A 21,669-nucleotide genomic window follows, 5' to 3' on the forward strand; every position below is an offset into this window, starting at 1 on the left:
ACATGTCTGCTGCCAAATCTATCGATATCAAGAAAAGTGTGGTCGATACGGTCCTCGCCGGGCTGATTTCGTTGATCGTTTTCGGTCCGATTGTCGGCGTGGTGCTCGACGGCTACAGCTTCAACCTGGAACCGGCGCGCGTGGCGATCCTGGTCGCCATTGTGATGGCTGGCCGTTTTGCCCTCAGCCTGTTCCTGCAAACCCCCAAGGGCCTGAAGATTCTGCAGGGTTTCGAGAGCAGTGGCTCCGGCGTGCACGTGTTGCCGCCCGACTACAAATCACGCCTGCGCTGGATCATCCCGGCGCTGATCGTGATCGCCATCGTGTTCCCGATCTTCGCCAACAAGTACCTGCTGACCGTGGTCATTCTCGGGCTGATCTACGTGTTGCTCGGCCTGGGCCTGAACATCGTGGTGGGCCTGGCCGGTCTGCTCGACCTGGGTTACGTGGCGTTCTACGCCATTGGTGCCTACGGCCTGGCGCTGGGTTATCAATACCTGGGCCTGGGCTTTTGGAGCGTGCTGCCACTGGCGGCCATTGCCGCCGCGTTAGCGGGCTGCATACTCGGCTTCCCGGTACTGCGAATGCACGGTGACTATCTGGCCATCGTGACCTTGGGCTTCGGTGAAATCATCCGCCTGGTGCTGAACAACTGGCTGTCGTTTACCGGCGGCCCGAACGGCATGCCGGTGCCTTCGCCGACCTTCCTGGGCCTTGAGTTCGGGCGCAAGGCGAAGGACGGTGGAATACCGTTCCATGAGTTCTTCGGCATCGATTACAACCCCAATATCAAGTTCATGTTCATCTACATCGTGCTGTTCCTGGTGGTGCTGGCTGTGCTGTATATCAAGCATCGCCTGACCCGCATGCCGGTCGGCCGCGCCTGGGAAGCCTTGCGCGAAGATGAAATCGCCTGCCGTTCCATGGGCCTGAACCACGTGTTGGTCAAGCTCTCGGCGTTCACCATCGGCGCATCGACTGCTGGTTTGGCCGGGGTGTTTTTTGCCAGCTATCAAGGCTTCGTCAACCCGTCGTCGTTCACCTTCTTCGAATCGGCTCTGATCCTGGCCATCGTGGTGTTGGGCGGCATGGGCTCGACGGTCGGCGTGGTGATTGCGGCGTTTGTATTGACCGTCGCGCCGGAGTTGCTGCGCAGCTTCTCGGAGTACCGCGTGCTGCTGTTTGGCGTGTTGATGGTGGTGATGATGATCTGGCGGCCACGCGGCCTGATTCGCATCAGCCGTACCGGTGTGACCCCACGTAAAGGAGTGGCGCCATGAGCAAGGAAGTCGTCCTGTCCGTGGAACATTTGATGATGCACTTCGGTGGCATCAAGGCCTTGAGCGATGTAAGCCTCAAGGTCGAACGCAACTCGATCTTCGCCCTGATCGGCCCCAACGGCGCCGGCAAGACCACGGTGTTCAACTGCCTGACCGGTTTCTACAAGGCCAGTGGCGGCAAGATTCAACTCAACATCCGCGGCAAGCAGACCAACGTGATCCAGTTGTTGGGCGAGCGCTTCAAGGTCACCGACTTTGTGTCGCCGAAAAGCTTTTTCAGCCGCGTTTACTACAAGATGTTTGGCGGCACTCACCTGGTCAACCGTGCCGGGCTGGCGCGCACCTTCCAGAACATTCGCCTGTTCAAGGAAATGTCGGTGCTGGAGAACCTGCTGGTGGCCCAGCACATGTGGGTCAACCGCAACATGCTCGCCGGTATCCTTAACACCAAGGGCTACCGCAAGGCCGAGAGCGATGCGCTCGACCACGCCTTCTACTGGCTGGAGGTGGTCGACCTGGTGGACTGCGCCAACCGCCTGGCCGGCGAGCTTTCCTACGGCCAGCAGCGCCGCCTGGAAATCGCCCGTGCCATGTGCACCCGGCCGCAGATTATCTGCCTGGACGAACCGGCAGCCGGCCTTAACCCACAGGAAACCGAAGCGCTCAGCGCGATGATTCGCCTGCTGCGCGACGAACACGACCTCACGGTGGTGCTGATCGAACACGACATGGGCATGGTGATGAGTATTTCCGACCACATTGTGGTGCTCGACCACGGCAACGTGATCGCCGAGGGCGGCCCGGAAGCGATCCGCAACGACCCGAAAGTGATTGCCGCCTACCTGGGCGCCGACGAAGAGGAGCTGGTATGAGTGCACCTATCCTCGAAATGAAGGACCTGGACGTGTTTTACGGCCCGATCCAGGCCCTGAAAAAAGTCTCGCTGCACATCAACGAAGGCGAAACCGTCAGCCTGATCGGCTCCAACGGCGCGGGTAAATCCACGCTGCTGATGTCGATTTTCGGCCAACCGCGCGCCGAGTCCGGGCAGATCCTCTACAACGGCGTCGACATTACCCATAAGTCGTCCCACTACATCGCCTCCAACGGCATTGCGCAGTCGCCCGAAGGGCGGCGGGTGTTCCCCGACATGACCGTCGAGGAAAACCTGCTGATGGGCACCATCCCGATCGGCGACAAGTACGCGCAGGAAGACATGCAGCGCATGTTCGAGTTGTTCCCGCGGCTCAAGGAGCGGCGCACCCAGCGCGCCATGACCATGTCTGGTGGCGAGCAGCAAATGCTCGCCATCGCCCGCGCGCTGATGAGCCGGCCCAAGCTGTTGCTGCTCGACGAGCCGAGCCTGGGCCTGGCGCCGATTGTGGTGAAGCAGATCTTTGCGACCTTGCGTGAACTGGCGGCGACCGGGATGACCATCTTCCTGGTGGAGCAGAACGCCAACCATGCGTTGCGCTTGTCGGACCGGGCGTATGTGATGGTCAACGGTGAGATTCGCCTGACCGGCACTGGGAAGGAGCTGCTGGTGAACGAGGAAGTGCGTAATGCCTACTTGGGCGGGCACTGATCTGAAGGCTTGATGCAATAACCCCTGTGGGAACCAGCTTTATGTGGGAGCTGGCTTGCCTGCGATGCGAACACTTCGGTCTGTCAGGCAAACCGAGGTGATGCTATCGCGGGCAAGCCCGGCTCCCACATAAAGCCGGTTCCCACATTTGTTTTTGGGGTGTCCACAGGCTCCCCGCCAAATTGTGGAAAACAAATCCAGCCACCCTCCAAAGCGCGACATATAGCCGCCGCAAATCCCTGTTTTGTCACAGTTTTGACTTGTCCCCATCCGCTGTGGAACCGGCTGTGGGTAACGTGGGAGTAGCTGGCTGGACGCCTTTAAAACCGTGGCTTGCAGGGCGGTGGTTGTTTATTGATCAGCGGTTTTTTCGGGACCTGTCGAGCGCTTTGTCAACCTGTTTAAAGACACAGGTATATGACCGATTTATGTCGTCTTGGCCTGTGGATAAGTCTGTGACTAAACTCTGGAAAGACGGCCGCAGAGGCCGGAATGACTGGCCTGGAGCCATCGTTCGAGTTTGCCGTTGTTAACCGGGCCTACATACGGCCCGTCCAAGGTCAAGCAAAAAACTTTCTAAAACTGCCTGCAGGCCTTGTACACAGCGGCTTTTGGCTTTTTGTACTTGCCCCCAAAGACTGTGGGCGCAGTTGTGGATAACCTGCGCGCATATGGCTGCAGGCCACGGTCTATAAGGCCTCGCTCGCGATGGTTAAAAATTGACCAGCATGGCATGAAGGTGTGTGCACAGCGGTTGCCGCAATCGCGGCGTAAGGGCATTCTGCTGGCAACTTTTTCCCAGATGCCCGCAAGGAGAACACCATGTCCGACACGCTGTTTATTACTGGCGCAACCTCAGGTTTCGGCGAAGCCTGCGCCCGCCGCTTTGCCGACGCCGGTTGGAAACTGGTGCTCACCGGCCGTCGTGCCGACCGTTTGAATGCACTGGTCGAAGAGCTTTCCAAGCAAACCGAAGTGCACGGGCTGGTCGTGGACGTTCGTGACCGCAAGGGCATGGAAGACGCCATCGCCAACCTGCCGCCATCGTTCGCCAAGCTGCGCGGGCTGATCAACAACGCCGGCCTGGCCGTGGGCACTGACCCTGCGCCCAAGTGCAGCCTCGACGATTGGGAAACCATGGTCGACACCAACATCAAAGGCCTGCTGACCACCACCAGCCTGCTGCTGCCACGCCTGATCGCTCACGGCCGTGGCGCCGGGATCATCAACCTGGGTTCCATCGCCGGCAGCTACCCGTACCCGGGCAGCCACGTGTATGGCGGCTCCAAGGCGTTCGTGAAGCAGTTCTCGCTGAACCTGCGTTGCGACCTGCAAGGCACCGGCGTGCGCGTGACCAACATCGAACCAGGCCTGTGCGAGAGTGAATTCTCGCTGGTGCGCTTCGGCGGCGACCAGGCGCGTTACGACGCGACCTACGCCGGTGCTGAGCCGATCCAGCCGCAGGACATTGCCGACACCATCTTCTGGGTGCTGAACACGCCGGCGCACGTGAATATCAACCGGTTGGAATTGATGCCGGTTAGCCAGACTTGGGCTGGGTTTGCGATTGAGCGTGGGGCCAAGTAAGGCTTAAGACCGAGTCGCTGCCATCGGGGGCAAGCCCCCTCCCACATTGACCGCATTTCAAAGTTGAAACTCGGTTGAGTGTGGGAGGGGGCTTGCCCCCGATGGCGTCAAATCGGCCAAAACACGACATAAGGTACACTCCACCCCTGAAAACCCCTCCGCACTGTGCGGTTTAAAGGTTTTGACGGGAGGAAATGTGAGCAACCGAGGTGAGCAGGCACTGCTCAAACAATCGACGATCCTGATGTTCGCGGTAGCGATCGCCGGGATTGTCACGGGTGTGATATCTGGCGCCCAATCCATTCTGTTCGACGGCTTTTTCTCGCTGATCGCCACCGCCATCAAGGTGTTGATGCTGATCACGGCCAAGCTGATCGCCAAAAAAAGCAACGAGCGTTTCCAGTTTGGCTATTGGCACCTGGAGCCGATGGTATTGCTGATTGAAGGCAGCTTTTTGCTGCTGATTGCCATCTACGCGTTTCTCAACGGCGTGTTCGGCATTATCAATGGCGGGCGCGAGATCGAGTTGGGCCTGGTGATTGTCTATGCGGCGGTGTTTACCGTCGTCGAATTCGCCTACTTCTTCTACGTGCGCTACCGCAATCGCAAGCTGAAATCTTCGCTGATCCAGTTCGACAACATCAGTTGGCTGGTGGACGCGATGCTTTCGGTGGGCTTGCTGATCAGCTTTCTCGCCGCGCTGTTGCTCAAGTCTCAGGGGTATGACGAGTGGGCGGTGTATGTCGACCCGCTGATCTTGATCCTGTTGGCCCTGAGCATGCTGGCGCCGGCGTTCAAGATCTTGCGCCCGGCCTTGCGCGAAGTGCTGGGGATTGCCCCCGATCACTTGGACGACAAGGTGCGCGAAGTGATGGATGCGGCGCTAGCCAAGCATGGTTTCGATGACTACGAGTCCTACGTGCAAAAACACGGGCGGGCGCGGTTTATCGAGATTCATGTGGTGCTGCCGGCGGATTACCCGGTGGACAATGTCGCGACCCTCGACGCGCTGCGCGAAGAGATATCCACAGCGCTGGGCACGCCGGATGCGGCGCGGTGGCTGACGATCAGCTTTACCGGGGATCGCAAGTGGATTGCCTAACAGGCAGATAGACCGAGGTGAGGCATTCGCGAGCAAGCCCGCTCCCACACTTGACCGCGGCCAGCCCTTGGAATGCGGCCGAATGTGGGAGCGGGCTTGCTCGCGAAGAGGCCCTTAAAGTCAGCCTAGATACTGGATCAAACCCTGATAGCAGGTCGCCAAGTGATACGGCGTGGTCGACGGCATGTCCCGTCGGCTCACGGCGCCCTTGGCATCCAGGCATTCATGCCAGCCTTTGTCATGCAAAAAGTGCTGTTGCAGCGCCAGCAATTGGCGTTGCAGCACCGCCTCGCTGGCAGGCCGCAAGGTCAGCGCGCGCAGGTATTCAGCCTGGGCCCAGATCCGTTGAGTGCCATCGCGCACCGTGCCGTCCAGGGCGAGCATGCCGCTGACCGCGCCGCTCGATTTATCCACACCCTTGAGCTCGGCGTAGGCAAACGCCCGCGTCAACGAGGCATGCAGCGCGGTGCCGCGAAGCACGTCTGAAGACGCCAGCAAAAAGAACCATTCGAACTGGTGGCCCGGCTCAAACCAGTTATCCACAGCGCCCAGTGGTTTTTCCATCATCACGCCGTGCTGGCGGTCGATGAAGCGCTTCTGCATGGCCGTGGCAAGGTCCAGCAGTGCATCTTGGGTGACGGCGTCTTCACGCACGGCCAGGGTGGCGAGAAAGCCTTCGGCCAAGTGCATCAGCGGGTTTTGCAGCGGGCCGGACTTGAGGGATGACCAGTTGCGTTCCAATACTGCTTCGTACAGGCCGTCGCCTGTGGCGAAACGGTCGGCGACCACGGCCAGCGCCGCATCGAGCACCGATTCCACCAACGGTTCACGCACTTTGGCCCAGTAGTGGGCACAGGCGAAGATGATAAAGGCGTGGGTGTAGAGGTCTTTGCGCTTATCCAGCGGCTTGCCGTGCGCGTCGATGCTGTAGAACCAGCCGCCGTGCTCGGCGTCGTGAAAGTGCCGTTGCAGGGAGCGAAACAGCGCCGCCGCGCGCGCTTCGGCAAACGCCGACTGGGGCTCACCGATCAGGCTGGCGAACAGGTACAGCTGCCGCGCGCAGGCCATGGCCCGGTAGCGTTGCGGGGGCAAAGGCTGGTGATGGGCGTCCAGCGCCTCATAGGGCAACGCCAGCTCGGCATTCCAGCCCGGGCCCTGCCACAGCGGCACGATCAGGTCATGGAAGTGCGTGAGCACGGCATTCAACGAAGGCTGGGAGGCGGAACTTGGAGCGGTGGGCATCGGCTGGCGTCGTCACGGCAGGGGTGTAGGCGCGCATGGTAGCAGGCTTGGGATGGCTGGTGGTTTTGAGACCACTTTCGCGAGCAAGCCCGCTCCCACATTCGACCGCTTTCCAACGCCAGGACGCGGTTAAATGTGGGAGCGGGCTTGCTCGCGAAGAGGCCTTCAGCAGCGCCGCACATCAGCCCGCCAGCAACCAAACCCCCGTCGCCGCCGAAGCCGCCCCGGCCACCCGCACCAACGGCGCAGCCGCCGCCGGCAGAAAACGCACCACCGCATACCCGGCCGCGTGCAACACCGCCGTCGCGCCGACGAAACCGGCCGCATACGCCCAAGGGCTGGACATGTCCGGCAGCTCCAAGCCATGCGCCACGCCATGGAACAGTGCAAACAACGCCGTGGCAGCCACCGCGACGAACAGTGGCGGCCGCACCGCCAGCGCCACGGCCAGGCCCAGCGCCAGCACCGAGGCCGCGATCCCGCTTTCCAGTGCCGGCAGTTCCAGGCCTTCAAAGCCCAGCAGGCCGCCAATCAGCATGGTGCCGACAAAGGCGCAAGGCAGCGCCCAGCGTGCGTTGCCTTTTTGCTGCGCCGCCCAGAGGCCGACGGCGACCATGGCCAGTAAGTGATCGATGCCGCCCAGTGGGTGGCTGATGCCGGCTACCAGCCCGTTATCACCATGCCCGGGGTGAGCGAAGGCGAGGGCCGGGGTGAGCAGCAAGGCTGCGGTCGCGAGAAGTTTGTTGAGACCCATGAACAGGCTCCTTTTAGGGTGATGTCAGGCTGCGGTCAGCAAGCCCTGACGTTCGATAAAGGCGACGATTTCATCCAGGCCGACGCCGGTTTTCTGGTTGCTGAACACGAAGGGCTTGCCGTTGCGCATCCGCTGAGTGTCGCTGTTCATCAATTCCAGCGAGGCGCCCACCAGCGGCGCCAGGTCGATCTTGTTGATGACCAGCAGGTCGGATTTGCAAATACCGGGCCCGCCCTTGCGCGGCAGCTTGTCGCCGGCCGACACATCGATCACGTAGATAGTCAGGTCTGACAGTTCAGGGCTGAAGGTGGCCGACAGGTTGTCGCCGCCGGACTCCACCAGAATCAGGTCCAGGCCGGGGAAGCGGCGATTGAGCTGGTCCACTGCTTCGAGGTTGATCGAGGCATCTTCACGAATCGCGGTGTGCGGGCAGCCGCCGGTTTCCACGCCGATGATGCGCTCCGGCGCCAGGGCCTGGTTGCGCACCAGGAAGTCGGCGTCTTCGCGGGTGTAGATGTCGTTGGTCACCACGGCCAGGTTGTAGCGATCGCGCAGCGCAAGGCAGAGCGCAAGGGTCAGGGCCGTCTTGCCGGAGCCCACCGGGCCGCCGATGCCGACACGCAAGGGTTGTGTGTTCATGTGCTTCTCCACAGAAGTAAAAGGGCTTAGGAACGGAACAGGCGGCTGTACTGGCGCTCATGGGCCATGCACGCCAGGGACAGGCCGAAGGCGGCGCTGCCAAAAGAGTCGGGGTCCAGGCGGCTGGCGTCGTGTTGGGCTTGCTGCAGCAATGGCAGCAGCTCACTGGTCAGGCGCTGGGCGGCTTGCTGGCCCAACGGCAAGGTTTTCATCAGCACGGCAAGCTGGTTTTCCAGCCAGCTCCATAGCCAGGCGGCGAGGGCGTCATCCGGGCTGATCTGCCACGCGCGGGCCGCCAGCGCCCAGCCCAGGGCCAGGTGCGGTTCGGCGCAGCTGTCCACAAATGCGCGCGCGGCGGCGTCCAGTTCCGGCAAACCACTGAGCAGTTGCTGCAGGGAGTAGCCCATTTGCCGGCTCTCCTGGTACAGCTCGCGGGTTTCGCGGCTGGCGCGGTGTTCTTCGCATAACTGTGTCAGGCGCGGCCAGTCCTGGTCCGCCGCCGCGCGGCAATGGGCGAGCAGCAAGGGCGCTTCGAAGCGCGCCAGGTTGAGCAGCAACTGGTCGCTGATCCAGCGACGGGCGCTGGCGGCATCATTGACGCGGCCATTTTCCACGGCCATTTCCAGGCCTTGGGAATAGCTGTAGCCACCAATCGGCAATTGCGGACTGGCCAGACGCAACAGCGCCCAGGCTGGGTTCATGGACGTACGCCGAACTGGTGCAGCTTGGGCGGGTAGTTGAAGTCTTCGTCGCCATGGCGCGAATGATGATGGCCGCCGCCGTAGGCGCCGTGTTCCGGTTGGAACGGCGCTTCGAGGGTTTCGGTCTGCGCACCGAGCTGTTCGAGCATGGCCTTGAGCACGTAGTCATCCAGCAGGCGTAGCCAGCCATCGCCCACTTGCAGGGCGACGTGGCGGTTGCCGAGGTGGTAGGCGGCGCGGGTCAATTCAAACGCACTGCTGCAGGTGACGTGCAGCAGTTGTTCAGGGCGCGCGACGACGCGTACGACGCGTCCGTCTTCAGCCTGTAGGAACTCGCCATCATGCAACGGCGGCTGACCGCGCTCCAGAAACAGGCCGACGTCTTCGCCGTCAGCACTGAAACAGCGCAGCCGGCTTTTGCTGCGTGCTTCGAAATTCAGCAGCAGCTCAGCGGCCCAAAGGGTTTGAGGCGCGATTCGGCGGTGGATCACCAGCATCAGGAGGCTTCCAGCTATGAGCGATAAGAGTGCTAGAGCAAGGGGCTTGCCAATCACGCACGCGCGTGGGAAATCCTTGTAGGCAAGCACCGGCGTGCCACCGAATAGGGCGTCAGTCGATTCTGATAGTGCTTCTAATTGGTGCGTGACAGGATTTATAGCACCGGATGTGGGCGTTTTGCGTTGAGATCCGTAGCGCGCTGCATGAAATTTCTTTCATCTGATTCGTGCTGGAATTTTCCAGGAATTGACCTACACGAACGCCGGATAGGGCGTTCAAGCACCTACGGGCTGTTTCATTAGGATATCCGCCGTCCTTAATTCACCGCGGCGTCGATCATGTTCAAAGGCTTTACGTGTCTGGTCATTTTCAGTCTGTGGTGCGCCGCGGGGTCGGTTGCGGCCAATGCGCTGCCTGGCGCGCCGATCACGCGTGTTGTCGACCGCGCCCATGCGTTGCTCGGCACACCCTATAACGGCAGCGGCAACAGCGTCGGCCAAGGGTTCGATTGCAGCGGCCTGCTGGTCTACCTGTTCAAGACCGAAGCCAACATCCGCCTGCCGCGCACTACAACGCAGATGCACCGATCAAGCGCCGCGACGGTTCAGAGAGCCGCGCTCAAGCCGGGCGATGCGGTGTTTTTCAAAGGCAATGGCAGTGGGCAGGTCAGCCATGTCGGCCTGTATGTGGGCAAAGGCAAATTTATCCATTCGCCCAGCACCGGCAAACGCGTGCGCATCGATTCGTTGAGCAGCCGCTATTGGAAAAAGCACTACACCACCGCCAAACGCTTTCACGCGGCGGGCTGATCGGCTTACTCGGTGCTGCCCAGGCCTTGCCAATGCTTGAGGCCGATGAAGATAAAGCGCAATTGCTGTGTGATTTTCGCCTGGGGCGTGAGGTGGGCAGGCAGGGCCTGGGCCGGCGGGTCGATAATGTCGGGCAGGGTGGCGAATACACTTTTGACGATCAGGTCGGCCATCACGTGCAGGCCTTCGGCATCCAGGTGCTGGAGCTTGGGCATCAGCGTGAGGTCAGCCGCCAGGTCACTGGTGATGTCTTCGCGCAAGGCGCCGATGGCTTGGCGCACGGCCAGGCAGCCGCCGTATTGCTCGCGGGCCAGGAACAAAAATTGCGATCGGTTGGCCGACACCACATCCAGAAAAATCCGCACGGATGCATCAATGATGCCGCCCATCACGAACTCGTTGTGGCGTACCAGGCGAATTGTGGCGCGGAAGGTTTGGCCGACTTCACTTACCAGCACCAGGCCCAGCTGATCCATGTCGTCAAAATGGCGATAGAAGCCGGTCGGCACAATGCCAGCGGTCTTGGCCACTTCGCGCAGGCTCAGGCTGCCGAACCCGCGGCCACACTCCATCAGATGGCGGGCTGCGTCCATCAAAGCGAGGCGGGTCTGTTGCTTCTGTTCAGCGCGGGGCAGCATCGGCGGGCGGACTTTGTCGGCAAGTACAGCGACGCACTCTAGCAAAACAGCTTCGTCGGCGTCGAACTTGGCGGGAGTGAGGCGTGAGGCGGTCTGTCAAAAAGCAAAAGCCCGATCGGCTGATCGGGCTTTTTTCTCGGCCACCACGGGCTTAGCTCTGTGCTTGATGCAGTTCTTGCAGACGATCAGCACCGCCTTCGGCAACGCCATCGGTGTAGGCGCGTTTGTTGGCTTGTTCAGCACCGCCTTCTACCAGACCTTTCTGTTCCAGGCGATCACGGCCACCTTCAGCAACACCTTCGGTGTAAGCACGTTTGTTGGCGTGTTCCGAACCATTTTCTGCAACGGCGCCTTTGGCGTAGTCACGGTTTTCGTCTTCTTGCGAACCGCTGCGAGCCAGGGTTTGGCTGGATTGAACGGCTTGAGCTTTGTTCTGTGGGGTGGCTTGTTCAGCGGCTGGCAGGGCAAAGGCGCTGGAAGCCAGAACAGACAGCAGAACAGTAGCGAGTATTTGGCGTTTCATGAGGGTTGCTCCTTAGGAGGGCGATAAAGTGGGTACAGGGTTAATGCTACTCTCGATAAGTCGATATAAAAGTTCATAAACACAATGGTAATAATCAACAGAATTGATTGTTCCCATCAGAGGCTCTAGAACGCGCCTCTCAAGCCCGCGGTTTTGCACCATGGTGGGTATTTTCGACCCGTTCATGGGTAACACCGGTGCATTGTTGATGGTTTGGTCGATTCGAGCTGTAGGAGGAATCGCTTTTTTTGCTCGGAATTCGTACTTGGGCTAAACCCCCACGCCATTTGTCAGTCGTAGCCTTATAAGCTGTAGTCAAAAGGTGCGTGGCAACGCGCACCCTCAGTCGTAACCAGGAGTCCTGTGCAATGACGCGCACTCGTAAAATCGTCGCTTGGAGCTGCGCCAGCTTCGTTCTGTTAATCGCCGTGGTGGTCTTGGTGCTGGTGTTCTTTGACTGGAACCGCATAAAACCGCCGATCAATGCCAAGGTCTCCGAAGAACTGCATCGCCCCTTTGCCATCAATGGCAACCTGGCGGTGGTGTGGGCGCGTGAGCCTGACGAAGGCGGCTGGCGTGCCTGGGTGCCGTGGCCGCACGTGATTGCCGAAGACCTGACGCTGGGTAACCCGGACTGGTCGAAAAAACCGCAGATGGTCACGCTCAAACGTGTGGAACTGCGCATTTCACCGCTGGCGCTGCTGGCGCAGCGTGTCGTGATTCCACGTATCGACCTCACCGAGCCGAGTGCCGACCTGCAGCGCCTGGCCGACGGTCGCGCCAACTGGACCTTCAAGTTCGATCCCAAAGACCCCAACGCCGAGCCGTCCAGCTGGGTGGTGGACATCGGTGCCATCGGCTTCGACAAGGGCCACGTGACCCTGGACGACCAGACGCTCAAGAGTCAGTTGGACGTCATCATTGACCCGCTGGGTAAACCAATTCCCTTCGGCGAGATCGTCGGCGACGCCGATGCCAAGAAGGCCCTGGAAAAAGGTTCGGCGCCTCAGGACTACGCGTTTGGCCTCAAGGTCAAAGGCCAGTACCACGGCCAGAAACTCGAGGGCACGGGCAAGATCGGCGGCCTGCTCGCCTTGCAGGACGCGGCCAAGCCGTTCCCGCTGCAAGCCCAGGTGAAAATCGCCGACACCAGCATCGCGCTGGCCGGCACCCTGACCGACCCGCTGAACCTTGGCGCCCTGGACCTGCGCCTGAAACTCGCCGGCAGCAGCCTGGGCAATCTGTACCCACTGACCGGCGTGACGCTGCCAGACTCGCCGGCCTATTCCACTGACGGCCACCTGATCGCCAAACTGCATGAAACCAGCGGCGCGTCATTCCGCTACGAGAACTTCAACGGCAAGATCGGCGACAGCGACATCCATGGCAACCTGGCTTACGTCGCCAGCCAGCCACGGCCCAAACTCAGTGGCGCGCTGGTTTCCAACCAACTGCTGATGGCGGACCTTGCGCCCTTGATCGGCGCCGACTCCAACGCCAAGCAAAAAGCCCGCGGTGGTGAAAGCAAGCAACCGGCGACCAAAGTGCTGCCGGTGGAAGAGTTCCGCACCGAGCGCTGGCGCGAGATGGACGCCGACGTAGAGTTCACCGGCAAGCGCATCGTGCACAGCGCCGAATTACCGTTCACCGACCTCTACACCCACTTGGTGCTCAATGACGGCGAACTCAGCCTGGAACCGCTGCGTTTCGGCGTCGCCGGCGGCAAGCTGGATGCGCAGATTCGCTTGAACAGCCGCACCGTGCCGATGGAAGGTCGCGCCAAACTCACGGCGCGTAACTTCAAGCTCAAGCAGCTGTTCCCAACCTTCGAGCCAATGAAAACCAGCTTCGGTGAACTCAACGGCGACGCGGACATTTCCGGGCGCGGCAATTCCGTGGCGGCGCTGCTGGGCACGTCCAACGGCGACCTGAAAATGCTCATCAACGATGGCGCGATCAGCCGTGGGCTGATGGAAATTGCCGGGCTCAACGTAGGCAACTACGTGGTGGGCCGCTTGTTTGGCGACAAGGAAGTGAAGATCAACTGCGCGGCGGCAGACTTCGGTATCAAGACCGGCCTGGCCACGACACGCTTGTTTGTGTTCGATACCGAGAACGCGATCATCTACATCGACGGCACGGCGAACATGGCGACCGAACAGCTGGACCTCACCATCACGCCGGAGTCCAAGGGCTTTCGGCTGTTCTCCCTGCGTTCGCCGCTGTACGTCAACGGTCCGTTTATCAAGCCTAATGCGGGCGTGAAAGCCATTCCTCTGGCCCTGCGCGGCGCCGGCATGGTCGCGCTGGGCGTCATCGCCGGCCCAGCCGCCGGGTTGCTGGCATTGGTAGCACCGAGCGGCGATGAGCCGAACCAGTGCGCACCGTTGCTGCAGCAGATGAAGGAAGGCAAAGCACCGAAAACCGTGAAGTAACTGACGAAACCCAAAGCCAAATGTGGGAGCTAGCTTGCCTGCGATAGCGGTGGATCAGTCGATATCTTTATTGGCTGGCCCACCGCTTTCGCGGGCAAGCCCGCTCCCACAGGGGGTCAGCGGTGTGGCGGATGGCAGGGCTGGCAAAGTATCCGCCCTGATCAGCCGCCGGACGCGGTGAAAGAGTAACTGACGAAACCCAGAACCAAATGTGGGAGCTGGCTTGCCTGCGATAGCGGTGGCTGAGTCAATATCTTCATTGACTGGCCCACCGCGTTCGCGGGCAAGCCCGCTCCCACAGGGGTTCAGCGGTGTGGCGGGTGGCAGGACTGGCAAAGTATCCGCCGTGATCAGCCGCCGGACACGCTAAAAGAGTAACTGACGCAACCCAAAACCAAATGTGGGAGCTGGCTTGCCTGCGATAGCGGTGGTTCAGTCGATATCTTTATTGGCTGGCCCACCGCTTTCGCGGGCAAGCCCGCTCCCACAAGGGGGCAGCGGTTTGGCGGATGGCAGGGCTGGCAAAGTATCCGCCCTGATCAGCCGCCGGACACCGTGAAAGAGTAACTGACGAAACCCAAAACCAAATGTGGGAGCTGGCTTGCCTGCGATAGCGGTGGCTGAGTCAATATCTTCATTGACTGGCCCACCGCTTTCGCGAGCAAGCCCGCTCCCACAGGGGTTCAGCGGTGTGGCGGGTGGCAGGGCTGGCAAAGTATCCGCCCTGATCAGCCGCCGGACACGGTGAAAGAGTAACTGACGAAACCCAAAACCAAATGTGGGAGCTGGCTTGCCTGCGATAGCGGTGGTTCAGTCGATATCTTTATTGGCTGGCCCACCGCTTTCGCGGGCAAGCCCGCTCCCACAAGTGTTCAGCGGTGTGGCGGATGGCAGGGCTGGCAAAATATCCCCCCTGATCAGCCGCCAAACACGCTAAAAAAGTAACTGACGCAACCCAAAACCAAATGTGGGAGCTGGCTTGCCTGCGATAGCGGTGGTTCAGATACCTTCATCAACTGACACAGCGCTTTCGCAAGCAAGCCCGCTCCCACAAGGGTTCAGCGGTGTGGCGGGTTACAGGTCCTGCAGAATATCCGCCATGTCGTCGGCGTGTTCTTCTTCCTGGGCCAGGATTTCTTCAAAGATGCGACGCGTGGTCGGGTCTTTGTCGCCGATGTACTGGATGATTTCGCGGTAGCTGTCCACGGCAATGCGCTCGGCTACCAGGTCTTCGTAGACCATTTCCTTCAGGTTGTTGCCGGCCACGTATTGAGCGTGGGAGTTTTTCGACAGCAAGTCGGGGTTGAATTCCGGCTCGCCGCCCAGCTGCACGATGCGCTCGGCCAGTTTGTCGGCGTGCTCGGCTTCCTGGGTGGCGTGCTCCAGGAACTCATCGGCCGCGACGCTGGCTTTCAGGCCGGTGGCCATGAAGTAGTGGCGTTTGTAGCGCAGCACGCACACCAGCTCGGTAGCCAGCGACGCATTGAGCAGGCGAATGATTTCTTCGCGGTCAGCGTCGTAGCCTTCGGTGACGGCGCCGTTTTCGACGTTCTGGCGGGCGCGTGAGCGCAGGGTCGCAACGTCAGTCAAATGTGCTTCAGTCATCTCAATCTCCTGGTGCTAATCCGGTTTTACGCCACGCTCTGCCGGCGTGATCGCTCCAAGTTGTGAGTGCTGCGCGACGCAAAAAGTTTTATCGGATTTTAAAGTGCCTGACCGGGCAGCTTCGCTTGCGCCTGTACCCACTGGAAAAACGCGCGCACCGGCGGATGCCGTTCACGGCCCGGCACGCAAAGCGCACTGTAACCGGCCCCTTGCACGCTGATCTGCGGCCGGTAGGGCACCAGTAAGCCGGTGGCAACGCTTTCCGACACCAGAATATTGCTCGCCAGCACCAAGCCCTGGCCGGCGATCGCCGCCTGCAGCGCGTAATGCTCTTCGTCGTATTCGCGCAACGGCAGTGCGTGGTTCAGCCAAGTCTCGCCGGCCTTTTCGCACCAGGCTTGCCAGCCGAGGGCATAGAGCCGGGAATTGTGCCAGCGCACGCTGATCAGCGTCGGCACTTGCGCGCTGGCCCGCGCGACCACGTCAGGCGCGCCATACACCGCAAAGCACTCATCGAACAGGCACTGGCCGTAGAGATTCGGGTAATCGCCGATGCTGTAGCGAATCACCAGATCGATGCTGGCGTCCTGCTGCAGGTCGACCACCTCGCACTGGGTGTCCAGGCGCAAATTGATATCCGGGTGGGCGGTATAGAAGCGTCCCAGTCGAGGCACCAGCCACAGGGCTGCAAACGCCGGCGTAGTGGACACCGTGAGATGGCCGGCGCTGCGCTGCGGGCGCAGGCTGTCGACGCTTTGCGCCACGTCCAGCAGGGCGCCGTGCACGCTGTGAAACAAGCGCTCGCCGCCTTCGGTCAGGCGCACCTGCCGCGGCAGGCGTTCGAACAATCGCACGCCCAGCCAGGTTTCCAGCGCGCGGATCTGGTGGGACACCGCCGTGGGTGTGACCGACAGTTCCTGGGCAGCAGCCTTGAAGCTCAACAGGCGCGAGGCTGATTCAAAGGTGCGCAGGGCAGTAAGGGGCAGCGAGGCAAACATCAGGGGCTCCATGAATGAGATGAATTCATCTGGAATAACTATTGCTCATTTGTCGGTCAGCGCGCCCGGCTCTAGATTTGCGAGCAAGCGCGGCAGTTATACCGATTGCCCGAGTCTACCCTGTGAAGGTTCTAACAGATGAAAAAAATACTAGTGGTCCACGCCAGCCCGCGTGGCGAACGTTCTCACTCCCGGCGTTTGGCCGAATCGTTTCTCGATGCCTGGCAGGCGGCCAACCCTGATGCGCAGATCACCCGGCGCGAAGTCGGTCGGGCTTTTATTCCGCATGTCAGCGAGGCGTTCGTCGCGGCAAATTTTTACCCCGAGCCGCAGTCCCTGCCGAAGGTGATGAAGGCCGACCTGCAACTGAGTGACGAGCTGGTCGGCGAGCTGATTGAACATGAGCGGCTGGTGATTTCCATGCCGCTGTACAACTTCGGTGTACCCAGCGGCCTCAAGGCCTGGATCGATCAAATCGTGCGCATGGGGCTGACCTTCGACATCAGTCACGACAGCCAGGGCATCGCGCACTACCAGCCGTTGCTCAAGGGCAAGCGCGCACTGATCATCACCAGCCGCGGCGGCAACGGGTTTGGCCCCGGTGGCGAAAACGAGGCGATGAACCACGCCGACCCGCACCTGCGCACGGTGCTGGGTTACATCGGCATCGATGACATTCGGGTGATCGCTGCCGAAGGTGAAGAGTCGGACAAAAGCGTGTTCCTGCGTGCCTGTGAGGAAGCCGAGCGCCAGCTGCACGACCTGGCGGGGCATTTCTAAAGCGCTGGCGGTCACGGGGCGGTCATCTCGCGTGGTCTAGGATGACCGTATCGTCTTCCCGATCAGGATATCCGCTGCATGGACGAATCCCTCGCCACGCGTTACCCGCTTGTGTTGGTGCCCGGCATGCTGGGTTTTGTGCGCCTGGGGCTGTTCCCCTACTGGTACGGCATTGTCCCGGCGTTGCAGGCGGGCGGCGCGCAGGTATTCCCGGTGCAGGTGGCACCGCTGAACGCCAGTGAGGTGCGCGGCGAGCAGTTGCTGGCCCAGATCGAGCGCATTCGCCGGCAAACAGGTGCCGAAAAGGTCAACCTGATCGGGCACAGCCAGGGCTCGCTGACGGCACGTTACGCGGCGGCCAGGCGTCCAGATTGGGTGGCGTCGGTGACATCGGTGGCCGGGCCTAACCATGGCTCGGAATTGGCAGACCACTTCCAGGTTCATTACCCCGCAGACCATTGGAAGGGCCGGCTCGTAAGCGCGGTGCTGCATTTGGCTGCCTGGGTGATGGGCGTGCTTGAGACCGGCTATCGCGGGCCGCGCTTCAAGGTGGATGTGCAGGCCTCGCACCAGTCCCTGACCTGCGAAGGCGTGGCGCTGTTCAACCGTCAGTTCCCCCAGGGTTTGCCGTCAACATGGGGCGGGCAGGGCGCCGAGGTGGTCAACGGCGTGCGTTATTACTCGTGGTCCGGCACCTTGCAGCCGGGCAAGACCGATCGCGGGCGTAACCTGCTGGACGGCACACACCGCAGTTGTCGGTTGTTTGCGCGCAGTTTTGTGCGCGAAAAAGGCCAGTGCGACGGCATGGTCGGGCGGTATAGCTCACACCTGGGGCTGGTGATTGGCGATGACTACCCGCTCGACCACTTTGATATCGTCAACCAGTCGATGGGGCTGGTAGGCAAGGGGGCGGAGCCGATTCGGTTGTTTGTTGAACATGCGCAGCGGTTGAAGGCTGCCGGGGTTTAGCAGGTGGGCCGCGTCATCGTTCATCGCAGTCAAGCCAGCTCCCACATTCGCCCCCATTCCAAGGTTGGAACACGGTCAGCTGTGGGAGCCGGGCTTGCCCGCGATAGCGGTCTATCAGGCGACGCTGACCTCTTGGCGCACCGGCGTGGTCCAGCGCTCCGACAAAATCACCCCGCCCAATGTCAGCAATCCACCCACCAAGTGGTACATCGCCAGCTCTTCCTTGAGCACCACCGCCGCAATCAGCGCGGTAATCAACGGCAACAGGTTGAAAAACAGCGTGGTGCGGCTTGGCCCCAAGGTCTTCACCGAATGCATCCACGCCAACGGCGCGAGCATCGAGGCGAGCAGACAGGCATACAGCACCAGCGGAATATTCGCCCAGCCCAGGCCAGCCTTGTTCGAGAACAGGAACAATGGAAACAGCACCACCACCGCCACCAGCACCTGCAAATACAGCAACACCAGGGGCGGCAGGCGCAACTGCCATTTTTTCAGCAGCGTGCTGTAAACCGCATAGGCCAGGGTGGCGATCAGCATCATGGCGTCGCCCAGGTTGAGCCCGTGTTGCAGCAACGCGCCCAGACTGCCGGCCGACACCACCACCACCACGCCGGCAAACGACAGTACCGCACCGGTCAGCGCGCCGAAGGTCAGGCGCTGGCCGAGGCTGATAATGGCGGCGGTCAATGCCATCAACGGCATCAGCGAGAGGATGATGCCCATGTTGGTCGCCGAGGTCAGGGCCGCGGCGTAGTAGGCCAGGCTTTGATACACCGCCATGCCCAATACACCGAGGATGAAGATCTTGCCCAGGTTCGGGCGAATCAGCGTCCAGTTGGCGATCACCGGCTTGAGCATGAACGGGGTAAACAGCAGCGCCGCCAGCAACCAGCGGTAAAAGCCGATTTCTGCCGGGAAGAGGGTGCCCACGGCCAGTTTGTTGACCACGGTATTACCGGCCCAAATGAAGATGGCCAGCAGGGGATACGCGTATTGCATTGAAAGGAACCAGGTGTGTTGATGAGGCGGGATTATCCCCTGTCTGGATCGAAGCCTATACTGCGATCCAGACAACCGACCTTTGTATCCAGACAATATGGCCAGACACACCGTACGCCTCGCGGATTTCCACAGCCTGCCAAGCCCGGTCTACTTCCGTTACTCCGATTTCGCCCCCGATACCGAGTGCACCCCGCACCGGCATTTCTGGGGTTCGCTGGACTATTCGGCCAACGGCGTGATGCGCATGGAGGTGGCCGGCAGCCGCTTTATGTCGCCGCCGCAGTACGCGGTGTGGATCCCGCCGAACACCGAGCACAGCTCCTACAACGCCCAGGCGATTGTTTATCGTTCGGTAGGCCTGGCCCCGGAACTCTGCGAGCAATTGCCGCAGGCGCCGTGCACCCTGGCGATCAGCGAGATTCTCAAAGCCATCCTCAGCGACTTTGCCCAGCGTGACGTCAATATCCCGCAGACCGAAGCCGATATCCGTTTGGCCCAGGTGCTGGTGGACCAACTCAAACAAGCGCCGATTCACGATTGCTTCCTGCCCTACGCGCGTCACCCCGGCCTGCTCGGTGTGCTTGAAGGCATGCAGGCCGCGCCCGGGGACAACCGCCCGTTGGCGCACTGGGCCGAGCAGGTGCATGTGAGCGAACGCACCCTGGCGCGGCAATTTGTGCGGGAGTTGGGCATGAGCTTTGGCGAATGGCGCCAGCGCCTGCGCTACCTCGCCGCCATCGAAGCTCTCGACAGCGAGCGCAGCGTGCAACACGTGGCATTTGACCTGGGTTACAGCACCGCCTCGGCGTTCATCGCGATGTTCCAGCGCCACGCCGGCTGCACACCGGAGCAGTATCGTCGAACTAATATTCGCGGTCGGTGAAGATGTAACGGGCTTTGACTACACTCCTGCGTAGGCCGTGCCCCCCGGCACGGTAACAGGGAGAAAACTCCATGAAGATGCTGCGTATTCCGCTGTTGATGATGGGCCTGCTGCTGTGTTCCCAAGGGTTTGCCGCCACCGCCGCACAGACCGCCCAGCAACAAAAAATGACCACCTGCAACGCCGAAGCCAAAGGCAAGACGGGCGACGAGCGCAAAACATTCATGAGCACGTGCCTCAAGGCCGCTCCGGCAGCCAACGACGCCAAGACCCTGACGCCCCAGCAGCAGAAGATGAAAGACTGCAATGCCACGGCGAAAACCAAGGCGTTGACCGGCGATGCACGCAAGACCTTTATGAGCACTTGCCTCAAGGGTAGCTGATCACGCTTTCGCGCCCGCTGGCGTTCAGGTGTGGGAGCCGGGCTTGCCCGCGATGCAGACACCTCGGTGTATCAGGCAAACCGAGGTGATGCTATCGCGGGCAAGCCAGCTCCCACAGTTGATCGCATTCACACCCTGGCCTCTCGCTTGATTCCCTCAAGGCTGGCAGACTGCCCATCCTTTAACGCCGTTCGTTTTGAGGCTGTATGCCAACGTTTTCTCAGCGTCACGTGTTGTTGCTGGTCAGTTGCATCATCATTTTCGGTGGATTACTGCTGGTCCTGCCGCTCAAGCTGCTGCCCAGCCTGCTGGCCGGCCTGTTGGTTTATGAACTGGTCAACATGCTCACCCCGCAATTGCAGCGGCTGATCGAAGGTCGGCGCGCGCGCTGGCTCGCTGTGGCGTTGCTCGGCACCTTGATCGTCAGCGTGCTGGCCCTGATCTTTGCCGGCGCCATCAGTTTCCTGCTCCACGAAGCGGAAAATCCCGGGGCTTCCCTCGACAAATTCATGGGCGTGGTCGATCGCGCGCGCGGCCAGCTGCCGCCGTTTTTCGACGCCTACCTGCCCGCCAGCGCCGCCGAGTTTCGCGTGGCCATCGGCGACTGGCTGAGCAAGCACCTGAGCGAACTGCAACTGGTCGGCAAAGACGCTGCCCACATGTTCGTCACCCTGCTCATCGGCATGGTGCTGGGCGCGATCATTGCCCTGCAGCGCGTGCCCGACCTGACCAAGCGCAAACCGCTGGCCGCCGCGTTGTTCGACCGCCTGCACCTGCTGGTCCAGGCGTTTCGCAACATCGTCTTCGCCCAGATCAAGATCGCCGCGCTCAACACCCTGTTCACTGCGATCTTCCTCGGGATCGTGCTGCCGCTGTGCGGGATTCACCTGCCGCTGACCAAGACCCTGATCGTGCTGACCTTCCTGGTCGGCCTGCTGCCGGTGATCGGCAACCTGATCTCCAATACGCTGATCACCATCGTCGCGTTGTCGCTGTCGATTTGGGTCGCAGTGGCGGCGCTGGGGTATTTGATCGTGATCCACAAGGTCGAGTACTTCCTCAACGCGCGCATCGTTGGCGGGCAGATCAGCGCCAAGTCGTGGGAATTGTTGCTGGCGATGCTGGTGTTCGAAGCCGCATTCGGCCTGCCGGGTGTGGTGGCGGGGCCGATTTACTATGCGTACCTGAAGAGTGAGCTGAAGCTCGCCGGCATGGTTTGACTGTGTTCCGGCAGGGCGACTGAAGAGCCGCCC

Annotated in this window: 22 protein-coding genes; 12 read left to right on the forward strand and 10 right to left on the reverse strand. The window is 61.0% G+C overall.

Annotated features, from left to right (window positions below; genetic code table 11):
- Window positions 1-2 precede the first annotated feature (2 nt).
- From livM to C4J83_RS02775, 5 genes are all read left to right on the forward strand, one after another.
- Window positions 3-1,280, forward strand: coding sequence for a high-affinity branched-chain amino acid ABC transporter permease LivM (gene livM / locus C4J83_RS02750; protein WP_106577647.1), 1,278 nt, complete (start codon window positions 3-5; stop codon window positions 1,278-1,280).
- Window positions 1,277-2,152, forward strand: coding sequence for an ABC transporter ATP-binding protein (locus C4J83_RS02755; protein WP_119737880.1), 876 nt, complete (start codon window positions 1,277-1,279; stop codon window positions 2,150-2,152). Before livM ends, C4J83_RS02755 begins: the two co-directional genes overlap by 4 nt.
- On the forward strand, window positions 2,149-2,865 hold the full coding sequence (locus tag C4J83_RS02760; protein ID WP_069786861.1) for an ABC transporter ATP-binding protein: 717 nt from the start codon (window positions 2,149-2,151) through the stop codon (window positions 2,863-2,865). The genes C4J83_RS02755 and C4J83_RS02760 overlap by 4 nt, the downstream gene beginning before the upstream one ends.
- A gap of 822 nt (window positions 2,866-3,687) precedes the next feature.
- The gene (locus C4J83_RS02770; RefSeq protein WP_064450434.1) at window positions 3,688-4,452 is read left to right on the forward strand and encodes an SDR family oxidoreductase; all 765 of its coding nucleotides are present in this window, start codon (window positions 3,688-3,690) and stop codon (window positions 4,450-4,452) included.
- A 196-nt stretch (window positions 4,453-4,648) separates the two neighbouring features.
- On the forward strand, window positions 4,649-5,554 hold the full coding sequence (locus C4J83_RS02775; protein WP_106577649.1) for a cation diffusion facilitator family transporter: 906 nt from the start codon (window positions 4,649-4,651) through the stop codon (window positions 5,552-5,554).
- 120 nt (window positions 5,555-5,674) lie between these two features.
- On the opposite strand, the gene C4J83_RS02780 is transcribed toward C4J83_RS02775, so the two are convergent.
- From C4J83_RS02780 to ureE, 5 genes are all read right to left on the reverse strand, one after another.
- Window positions 5,675-6,796 (reverse strand): AGE family epimerase/isomerase, encoded by a 1,122-nt coding sequence (locus tag C4J83_RS02780; RefSeq protein ID WP_119737878.1) that lies wholly within the window; start codon window positions 6,794-6,796, stop codon window positions 5,675-5,677.
- 181 nt (window positions 6,797-6,977) lie between these two features.
- Window positions 6,978-7,550, reverse strand: a complete 573-nt coding sequence (locus C4J83_RS02785; protein WP_119737876.1) for a HupE/UreJ family protein — start codon at window positions 7,548-7,550, stop codon at window positions 6,978-6,980.
- Between the two features lie 24 nt (window positions 7,551-7,574).
- Window positions 7,575-8,189 carry an urease accessory protein UreG gene (ureG, locus tag C4J83_RS02790; protein WP_017849719.1) on the reverse strand — a complete coding sequence of 205 codons (615 nt, stop codon included), beginning with the start codon at window positions 8,187-8,189 and terminating at the stop codon, window positions 7,575-7,577.
- A gap of 26 nt (window positions 8,190-8,215) precedes the next feature.
- Entirely contained in the window at window positions 8,216-8,890 is a 675-nt protein-coding gene (locus tag C4J83_RS02795; protein WP_124416297.1) for an urease accessory protein UreF, read from the reverse strand.
- Window positions 8,887-9,387 (reverse strand): urease accessory protein UreE, encoded by a 501-nt coding sequence (ureE, locus tag C4J83_RS02800; RefSeq protein WP_119737872.1) that lies wholly within the window; start codon window positions 9,385-9,387, stop codon window positions 8,887-8,889. The genes C4J83_RS02795 and ureE overlap by 4 nt, the downstream gene beginning before the upstream one ends.
- 339 nt (window positions 9,388-9,726) lie before the next feature.
- Between ureE and C4J83_RS02805 the strand changes: the two genes are divergently transcribed.
- The gene (locus C4J83_RS02805; RefSeq protein WP_124416298.1) at window positions 9,727-10,197 is read left to right on the forward strand and encodes a C40 family peptidase; all 471 of its coding nucleotides are present in this window, start codon (window positions 9,727-9,729) and stop codon (window positions 10,195-10,197) included.
- A 5-nt stretch (window positions 10,198-10,202) separates the two neighbouring features.
- On the opposite strand, the gene C4J83_RS02810 is transcribed toward C4J83_RS02805, so the two are convergent.
- Together C4J83_RS02810 and C4J83_RS02815 are read right to left on the reverse strand one after the other, a co-directional pair.
- Window positions 10,203-10,835: a TetR family transcriptional regulator gene (locus C4J83_RS02810; RefSeq protein WP_053254084.1), complete on the reverse strand. Its 633-nt coding sequence runs from the start codon at window positions 10,833-10,835 to the stop codon at window positions 10,203-10,205.
- Window positions 10,836-10,986: 151 nt separating this feature from the next.
- Complete coding sequence (locus C4J83_RS02815; protein WP_119737868.1) at window positions 10,987-11,358, reverse strand: hypothetical protein; 372 nt, start codon at window positions 11,356-11,358, stop codon at window positions 10,987-10,989.
- A gap of 368 nt (window positions 11,359-11,726) precedes the next feature.
- Between C4J83_RS02815 and C4J83_RS02820 the strand changes: the two genes are divergently transcribed.
- Window positions 11,727-13,793 carry an AsmA family protein gene (locus tag C4J83_RS02820; RefSeq protein WP_124416299.1) on the forward strand — a complete coding sequence of 689 codons (2,067 nt, stop codon included), beginning with the start codon at window positions 11,727-11,729 and terminating at the stop codon, window positions 13,791-13,793.
- 1,074 nt (window positions 13,794-14,867) lie between these two features.
- On the opposite strand, the gene C4J83_RS02825 is transcribed toward C4J83_RS02820, so the two are convergent.
- Both C4J83_RS02825 and C4J83_RS02830 read right to left on the reverse strand, forming a co-directional pair.
- Window positions 14,868-15,398 (reverse strand): ferritin-like domain-containing protein, encoded by a 531-nt coding sequence (locus C4J83_RS02825; RefSeq protein WP_106577657.1) that lies wholly within the window; start codon window positions 15,396-15,398, stop codon window positions 14,868-14,870.
- Window positions 15,399-15,496: 98 nt separating this feature from the next.
- Window positions 15,497-16,408 carry a LysR substrate-binding domain-containing protein gene (locus C4J83_RS02830; protein WP_164487903.1) on the reverse strand — a complete coding sequence of 304 codons (912 nt, stop codon included), beginning with the start codon at window positions 16,406-16,408 and terminating at the stop codon, window positions 15,497-15,499.
- Between the two features lie 126 nt (window positions 16,409-16,534).
- On the opposite strand from C4J83_RS02830, the gene C4J83_RS02835 reads away from it, so the two are divergent.
- Entirely contained in the window at window positions 16,535-17,176 is a 642-nt protein-coding gene (locus C4J83_RS02835) for an FMN-dependent NADH-azoreductase (RefSeq protein WP_124416301.1), read from the forward strand.
- Window positions 17,177-17,254: 78 nt separating this feature from the next.
- The gene (locus C4J83_RS02840; RefSeq protein WP_119737861.1) at window positions 17,255-18,145 is read left to right on the forward strand and encodes an esterase/lipase family protein; all 891 of its coding nucleotides are present in this window, start codon (window positions 17,255-17,257) and stop codon (window positions 18,143-18,145) included.
- A gap of 114 nt (window positions 18,146-18,259) precedes the next feature.
- On the opposite strand, the gene C4J83_RS02845 is transcribed toward C4J83_RS02840, so the two are convergent.
- Window positions 18,260-19,147 carry a DMT family transporter gene (locus C4J83_RS02845; RefSeq protein ID WP_106577660.1) on the reverse strand — a complete coding sequence of 296 codons (888 nt, stop codon included), beginning with the start codon at window positions 19,145-19,147 and terminating at the stop codon, window positions 18,260-18,262.
- 97 nt (window positions 19,148-19,244) lie between these two features.
- Between C4J83_RS02845 and C4J83_RS02850 the strand changes: the two genes are divergently transcribed.
- The 3 genes from C4J83_RS02850 to C4J83_RS02860 all read left to right on the forward strand — a co-directional run bounded on the left by C4J83_RS02850 (window position 19,245) and on the right by C4J83_RS02860 (window position 21,636).
- The gene (locus C4J83_RS02850) at window positions 19,245-20,033 is read left to right on the forward strand and encodes an AraC family transcriptional regulator (RefSeq protein ID WP_119737859.1); all 789 of its coding nucleotides are present in this window, start codon (window positions 19,245-19,247) and stop codon (window positions 20,031-20,033) included.
- A gap of 71 nt (window positions 20,034-20,104) precedes the next feature.
- Complete coding sequence (locus C4J83_RS02855; protein WP_106577661.1) at window positions 20,105-20,416, forward strand: PsiF family protein; 312 nt, start codon at window positions 20,105-20,107, stop codon at window positions 20,414-20,416.
- A gap of 206 nt (window positions 20,417-20,622) precedes the next feature.
- Complete coding sequence (locus tag C4J83_RS02860) at window positions 20,623-21,636, forward strand: AI-2E family transporter (protein ID WP_106577662.1); 1,014 nt, start codon at window positions 20,623-20,625, stop codon at window positions 21,634-21,636.
- Window positions 21,637-21,669: the final 33 nt, after the last annotated feature.

It is taken from the genome of Pseudomonas sp. LBUM920, assembly GCF_003852315.1.
In the GTDB taxonomy this organism is placed as follows: Bacteria; Pseudomonadota; Gammaproteobacteria; order Pseudomonadales; family Pseudomonadaceae; genus Aquipseudomonas.

Coding starts and splice junctions, on each gene's coding strand:
- livM (WP_106577647.1), top strand. CDS start 3: ATGTCTGCTGCCAAATCTATCGATATCAAGAAAAGTGTGGTCGATACG.
- C4J83_RS02755 (WP_119737880.1), top strand. CDS start 1,277: ATGAGCAAGGAAGTCGTCCTGTCCGTGGAACATTTGATGATGCACTTC.
- C4J83_RS02760 (WP_069786861.1), top strand. CDS start 2,149: ATGAGTGCACCTATCCTCGAAATGAAGGACCTGGACGTGTTTTACGGC.
- C4J83_RS02770 (WP_064450434.1), top strand. CDS start 3,688: ATGTCCGACACGCTGTTTATTACTGGCGCAACCTCAGGTTTCGGCGAA.
- C4J83_RS02780 (WP_119737878.1), bottom strand. CDS start 6,796: ATGCCCACCGCTCCAAGTTCCGCCTCCCAGCCTTCGTTGAATGCCGTG.
- C4J83_RS02785 (WP_119737876.1), bottom strand. CDS start 7,550: ATGGGTCTCAACAAACTTCTCGCGACCGCAGCCTTGCTGCTCACCCCG.
- ureG (WP_017849719.1), bottom strand. CDS start 8,189: ATGAACACACAACCCTTGCGTGTCGGCATCGGCGGCCCGGTGGGCTCC.
- C4J83_RS02795 (WP_124416297.1), bottom strand. CDS start 8,890: ATGAACCCAGCCTGGGCGCTGTTGCGTCTGGCCAGTCCGCAATTGCCG.
- ureE (WP_119737872.1), bottom strand. CDS start 9,387: ATGCTGGTGATCCACCGCCGAATCGCGCCTCAAACCCTTTGGGCCGCT.
- C4J83_RS02805 (WP_124416298.1), top strand. CDS start 9,727: ATGTTCAAAGGCTTTACGTGTCTGGTCATTTTCAGTCTGTGGTGCGCC.
- C4J83_RS02810 (WP_053254084.1), bottom strand. CDS start 10,835: ATGCTGCCCCGCGCTGAACAGAAGCAACAGACCCGCCTCGCTTTGATG.
- C4J83_RS02815 (WP_119737868.1), bottom strand. CDS start 11,358: ATGAAACGCCAAATACTCGCTACTGTTCTGCTGTCTGTTCTGGCTTCC.
- C4J83_RS02820 (WP_124416299.1), top strand. CDS start 11,727: ATGACGCGCACTCGTAAAATCGTCGCTTGGAGCTGCGCCAGCTTCGTT.
- C4J83_RS02825 (WP_106577657.1), bottom strand. CDS start 15,398: ATGACTGAAGCACATTTGACTGACGTTGCGACCCTGCGCTCACGCGCC.
- C4J83_RS02830 (WP_164487903.1), bottom strand. CDS start 16,408: ATGGAGCCCCTGATGTTTGCCTCGCTGCCCCTTACTGCCCTGCGCACC.
- C4J83_RS02835 (WP_124416301.1), top strand. CDS start 16,535: ATGAAAAAAATACTAGTGGTCCACGCCAGCCCGCGTGGCGAACGTTCT.
- C4J83_RS02840 (WP_119737861.1), top strand. CDS start 17,255: ATGGACGAATCCCTCGCCACGCGTTACCCGCTTGTGTTGGTGCCCGGC.
- C4J83_RS02845 (WP_106577660.1), bottom strand. CDS start 19,147: ATGCAATACGCGTATCCCCTGCTGGCCATCTTCATTTGGGCCGGTAAT.
- C4J83_RS02850 (WP_119737859.1), top strand. CDS start 19,245: ATGGCCAGACACACCGTACGCCTCGCGGATTTCCACAGCCTGCCAAGC.
- C4J83_RS02855 (WP_106577661.1), top strand. CDS start 20,105: ATGAAGATGCTGCGTATTCCGCTGTTGATGATGGGCCTGCTGCTGTGT.
- C4J83_RS02860 (WP_106577662.1), top strand. CDS start 20,623: ATGCCAACGTTTTCTCAGCGTCACGTGTTGTTGCTGGTCAGTTGCATC.